The 4,393-nt window shown below is 36.8% G+C and carries 3 protein-coding genes; 1 reads left to right on the top strand and 2 read right to left on the bottom strand.

All coding sequences use genetic code 11. The features are described 5' to 3' along the window. The first annotated feature begins 122 nt into the window (after positions 1–122). Positions 123–1,481 (top strand): conjugal transfer protein TraH, encoded by a 1,359-nt coding sequence (locus P20439_RS03370; protein WP_008464635.1) that lies wholly within the window; start codon positions 123–125, stop codon positions 1,479–1,481. Positions 1,482–2,077: 596 nt separating this feature from the next. Here P20439_RS03370 and P20439_RS03365 read toward each other — a convergent pair. Further along, entirely contained in the window at positions 2,078–3,484 is a 1,407-nt protein-coding gene (locus tag P20439_RS03365) for a HAMP domain-containing sensor histidine kinase (protein ID WP_008464634.1), read from the bottom strand. Further along, positions 3,484–4,158: a response regulator transcription factor gene (locus P20439_RS03360; protein ID WP_008464632.1), complete on the bottom strand. Its 675-nt coding sequence runs from the start codon at positions 4,156–4,158 to the stop codon at positions 3,484–3,486. Before P20439_RS03360 ends, P20439_RS03365 begins: the two co-directional genes overlap by 1 nt. Positions 4,159–4,393 lie beyond the last annotated feature (235 nt).

The raw sequence follows: 4,393 nt of genomic DNA, 5'->3' as shown, positions 1-4,393 counted from the left end.
ACTCAAAAGAACCAATACTGATAGAAAAGAAAAAATTAGAAGACAACCCTGTTGTTCTATCTGAGTTATTGAGAAAGCGCTTAGAAGATATAAATATTTCAACATCATCAAAGGTGAAGTAAATGAATAAGTTCAAACTAACTCTCTTGGCTGTAGCTGCCGTTTCATCGAGCAGTATTAAAGCATCTTCCGTGATGGAGCAGGTTTTTACTGATGCGGTTTCATTTCAAACAAATAGCGCAACGACTGTAAATACACCAACAAGAAATGGTGTTAGCTTTGGTGGTGCATCATATCGTGTAAAAAATATTAGAACTCAACCAGTTTCTTTTGCACCCCCTAGGCTTTCAGGTGGTTGTGGAGGCATCGATTTTTTTGCTGGAAGTTTCAGCGTAATTAACTCAGATCAATTAGTGCAAATGGGTAGGGCCATTGCTCAAGGTGTGCCTTCATATGCATTTAACTTAGCTCTTGGCTCAGTCTGCCCATCATGTTCTGACCTAATGCAAACCCTTCAAAATAAATTAGATGAATTTAATGAGCTAACTGCAAATGGTTGTGAGAAGTCAGTTGCATTTCTAGAAGGTTTAGATGGTGGAGATGCTAAGTCAACATTTACTAAGGCTATGGAGTTTGGAGCGCTAGAAAAGCTAGCTGACGACACAAATGGGTGGTTGACCGATAGAGGTGAGGCTTTAACGCAAAAAGGAGATACTGATAATGCTGCAAATAAAGCGGCAAAAATGGGAGTTGATATAGAGGTAAATACAGCTTTTAAGGTTTTATCGAGTGCCGATGTTAAAAACTTCACTCATGATATCCCTGGTCTATCTGGTTTAAATCTCAGAAACCTTTTAATGTCACTAACGGGAACTGTAATTTCTCAAAAGTCAGGAAATACCAATAACAATAACTCTGGAATAACTTTAAAACCAATGGAGCCGACTGTTTCATTAGAAGATGTTTTTGAGGGGAGTGATACAGGAACGATTAAGATTTATGTATGCACACAAAGCTCTTCTGATCCCCTGTGCCTAAACCCCGCAATTACTAGTGTGCAACACCGGGGGTTGGAACAAATATTTAGTGAGACAGCTGATAGGTTGGGAGAGAAATTGGTATCACGGAGTTCTCAAGCGATAACTAATGAAGAGAAAGCTTTAATGCAAATTGCCAATCTTAATTATGCCAAGGTACTTGGTTACTTAAATGGTGATAGAGTTACCGGTACTAAGATACTGACAGCTCGGGCTCAGTCACAAATAACTGCTCAATTAGTTGATATGTTGAGTCACTTAATAACTGTTGTAAAAATGAAATCTAATACGGGTACTGATGTAGTTGGCTCAATGTCTTCAGGTTACCTTGAAGAGTTAGGTTTACTTTCAGAAAAATTAAAAGATTTAAACAAGAAGTATAGAGCAGAATTAAATACCGAGGCGGCAAGTATATCCGTTTTAAAAGCAATGCAGGATTTGTAGTTAATATTTTGACGATAAATTTAGTGATTTACAATAGTTATTAATAGGCCGTTGTTGTTTGAAGCAACTGGCATAAGAACATACCTTTTTACTGGGCTTCAGCGTAGCAAGTGAAGTATCACTTGGCATAATATTGAAGCTTATAAGTTAGCATAAAGTAACCAAATACAAGCTTTATAAAGCCAACCTTATAAAAATACTGCCTAGTTTAGCTGGCTGCTATGTGCCCGGGCTGTGTAAAAATTAGACCTTCAGGCGTAACTCGTTTTATGGACATAAATGAGTTAGAGCCGAAGGACGGCTCTGTGCCATAAGCTGTCTTTCCGGTTTAACTCATTTCTGCCCCGAAACGTGTTAAAGCAATTACTCTATAGGTCGGCTTTGAGCGATAAGCGGTCGGTCGGGTAAACTCGTTTTTGGACAAAAACGAGTTAGAGCCGGAGGGCGGATCTGTAAAATGTATAGTGATAACAACATCCTGCTAAGCCGCAGAAACGGAGTTGATTGTTTGATAGCTACCAGTACAATTAAGTATTTAGGAGCCTCATCACATAATTGCATTCCCCAGCCTTTATTTCTATGTAGGGCTAAATAAACTAATCAGTGTTTAAGGCTAAAGAGAATGTGATTTTTCTGTCACTAACTTCTGCACTTAATTGCGCATCAATTGCTTTACTAAGCGTTTTAGCGATTGATAACCCCAATCCAAAGTTATCATTCGATGTTCTTGAAGTGTCTTTTTGCCATAAAGGGTCAAATAATTGGTCTATATCATTATCACTCAAAGGTTCAATAAGGGAGTTAGTAACTGACAAAAATAAAAGTTTTTCTTTTGAAATCATTGTCGAAACTAAAATTTTTGAATTTAGTGGGCTGTATTGTTTAGCGTTGTTAACTAAATTGCTAATAATTGATTCGAGGGCAAACAAGTTGCTTATAATTGCTGGTGCATTCTCATTCAACTCCAAATTTACACGCGATAAATCAGTGTTTTCTAAGACTCTGGTAATGACTTGATTTAAATCACAAGCATCTTGTTTGATTAGCTTACCATTACTGTATTTATGTAATAGCAATAAGTTCGACACGATATTTTTAAGCCGTAAACTTATTTTCAACGCTTCAGGCTTAAAATCCTCATTGAGCTCAATCTCATTTGGAAACCTGATAGCAACTTCTGCCATATTTATAAGTTCGGCAATGGGCGTTTTTATTTCATGGGCAATATCGGATGTAAGTCGCTTTTCCCTTAGGTAAAGTTGTCTATTCTCTTTAATAAAAGCATTTAAGCTTTCAACAATAGGCAAGAGCTCTTTAACTGGATCTTGTATAAATATCTGTGAGCCTTCACTGGTAATACTTAACTGACTGATATCTTGGTTGAGTTTAATTAATGGCGCAAGTGATGTATCTATCGCCTTCCTGACAAATAATCGAATAAATACAATAACTGTAATTATGGTGACTATAAAAATAACGTCAATCAACCAAAGTACAAAATCAACTTCCTCAGAAGACGCTGCATAAGCTAAAGTCAGTGGCTCATCATTTGTTTTTTTATATGTGTCTACTGATATATTGTCTTTTTCTTGTGGTATAAAACGACTATAAAACACCCGACCATCTCGGCCATCAGATAATTGTATAGGGAGTATTTTTGACTCGCCAATTTCTAAGCTTTCATATGGTAGGTTTTTAACTTCAAATAAATCTAAACTTTTTGAGCGGGTAAAAACACTTTCTTTGCTCCATAATTGAAAGTACTCAGGCTCTATTTCCCCTTCGAACTCGGGCAAAAACTCACTAGAAAAGTGAAACGAAAAACCTTCATTAGTTTTATGTACTAAGGTCATTAACATACCTGCTTTGGATTGCAGGCTGCGATCAAACTCATTATCTATCCAACTATCAACAGCAATGTCGGTTGCCAACAAAATGCATAAAACAAAGCTAGTTATAGTTACCGAAAGTGTAACAACTAATCTACTGCGAATAGATTTCATTATTGTCCTTGTACAATATAACCAAAACCACGTTTGGTCTGAATTGGCAGCTCCCCTCCTGCAACTCTTACTTTTTTGCGAGCAGATGATAAATGGGCTTCAATCGAGTTCTTTGATATCAAATCATATTGCCCTGCAAGGTAGGTACTTAGCTTTTCTGCACTAAACACTTTATTTTGATTGCTAAATAAACATTCGACAATTTTGTACTCGTTGGGTGTTAAGTCGATAACATTGTCAGCAACTTTTAGCAGTTTTAACTGTAAATTCAGTGCTAAATTATCAATAGTTATGATATCACTCATCATCTTCAATCCTCCACGGCGCATTAAATTTAGCAGTCGAGCGTGGAGCTCATCAAATGAAAAGGGTTTAGTCAGATAATCATCCGCTCCTGTTAAAAGCCCTAAAACACGGTCTTCAGGTTCTTGCTTAGCTGACAAAATTAAGACTTTAGAATCAAGCTGTTTGGTTCTTATGGTTTGCAATAAAGTAATATCATCGATACTCGGTAACATAATATCAAGTATTATAAGCTCATACTCACCTGTCATCGCCATACTCAGCCCTTGTGCACCATCACCGGTGTCATCAACCGCAAAGCCTAGATTTGCTAAGCCAATTCGTAAACTACGCCTTAGTGACGCTGAATCTTCAATTATTAATAACTTCATGTGTTACTCATTCACCTGAAATGCATCTTCATCATTAGGTTACGCCATATAGCTTAAGTTTTACTTAAGACTTGCTTAAGTTTCCATAGTTTAGCCAATATTGAGTTTAGACTCAGGATTTCTTAAGTTTCGGTTTTTAGTATTGCTGCAATTATTAAGATCGAGCACAACTATGACAGCAAATACTTCCGTTTTAAAACCCTTGTTGCGTTTTACTATTATATTACCTGAGCTT

It is taken from the genome of Pseudoalteromonas sp. BSi20439, from assembly GCF_000241165.1.
Lineage (GTDB): Bacteria > Pseudomonadota > Gammaproteobacteria > Enterobacterales > Alteromonadaceae > Pseudoalteromonas.
Note: the sequence above shows the minus strand (reverse complement) of the source record. Positions and strands in the feature narration are given on the sequence as shown.

Bases quoted from the DNA above. Each gene is read 5' to 3' on its own strand.
- P20439_RS03370 (WP_008464635.1), top strand. From the start codon at position 123: ATGAATAAGTTCAAACTAACTCTCTTGGCTGTAGCTGCCGTTTCATCG.
- P20439_RS03365 (WP_008464634.1), bottom strand. From the start codon at position 3,484: ATGAAATCTATTCGCAGTAGATTAGTTGTTACACTTTCGGTAACTATA.
- P20439_RS03360 (WP_008464632.1), bottom strand. From the start codon at position 4,158: ATGAAGTTATTAATAATTGAAGATTCAGCGTCACTAAGGCGTAGTTTA.